Origin of the sequence: Acidovorax sp. SUPP2539 (assembly GCF_030158975.1) — a bacterium.
Classification (GTDB): Bacteria; Pseudomonadota; Gammaproteobacteria; order Burkholderiales; family Burkholderiaceae_C; genus Paracidovorax.
On the sequence record NZ_BQXJ01000024.1, the window covers coordinates 1 to 823 of the forward strand.

Annotated in this window: 1 protein-coding gene; it reads left to right on the forward strand. The window is 74.6% G+C overall.

The annotated features are described in order from the left end of the window. Positions 1-823: DUF6531 domain-containing protein (locus AVTE2539_RS26245; RefSeq protein ID WP_284415248.1), on the forward strand; the 823-nt coding region annotated here is incomplete at both ends.

Below are 823 nucleotides of genomic sequence, written 5' to 3' on the forward strand. Positions count from 1 at the left end.
GCAGCCCCGTCAACCCGGCGCTGGGGGCCAAGGTGCTGATGGGCGGGGACGAGTTGGACTTCAGCCTGCCCGGGCCGATGCCGCTCGTGTGGCAGCGCCAGTACAGCAGCTACGTCAACGAAGAGCATGGGGCGGCCTGCGGGCTGCTGGGCTACGGCTGGAAGCTGCCCATGGAGATCGCCGTGCGGCTGGAGGCAGGGCGCACCGTGCTGCTGGACACCGGGGGGCGGGCCATCACCTTCGGCGAGCCGCTGGCGCCCGGTGAAGCGCTGTACAGCGCCAGCGAAGACCTGTGGCTCCTGCGCGGCGGTGGCAGCGGTGGTGGTGGCGGTGGCGGTGCGGGTGGTCGTCCATTCAGCCCCGAGGCGCTTCCATCGCGCATCCCTAGCGAACTGCAGCCCTGGGCCTGGCAGCCGCGCTGGGCCCACGTGCCCCAAGAGGCCCGGGCCGACGCGCGGTGCGTGATCGCCGCCTCGGGCAACGGCGGCGCCGTGTGGCTGCTGTGGCCGGGGGAGGGCGGGCACCACCGCGTGGGCCGGGTGCTGGACCGCTTCGGGCGCAGCCAGCACTACGGATACGACGAGCACGGGCGGCTGGCCGGCATCACCGACGGCAGCGGGCGGCGCTATGCGCTGCACTACAACCGGGAGCGGGACCGGGAGGGGGCCGCCGCCGCGGCCCCAACCACTACCACTACCACCGCCACCGCCACCGCCACCGCCACCGCCACCGCCACCGCCACCGCCCACCCGCTGCTCGGCCCGGACAGCGGCGAGCGCCTGACCGGCGTGGACTGCGTGCACAACCCGCTGGATGCGGCCTG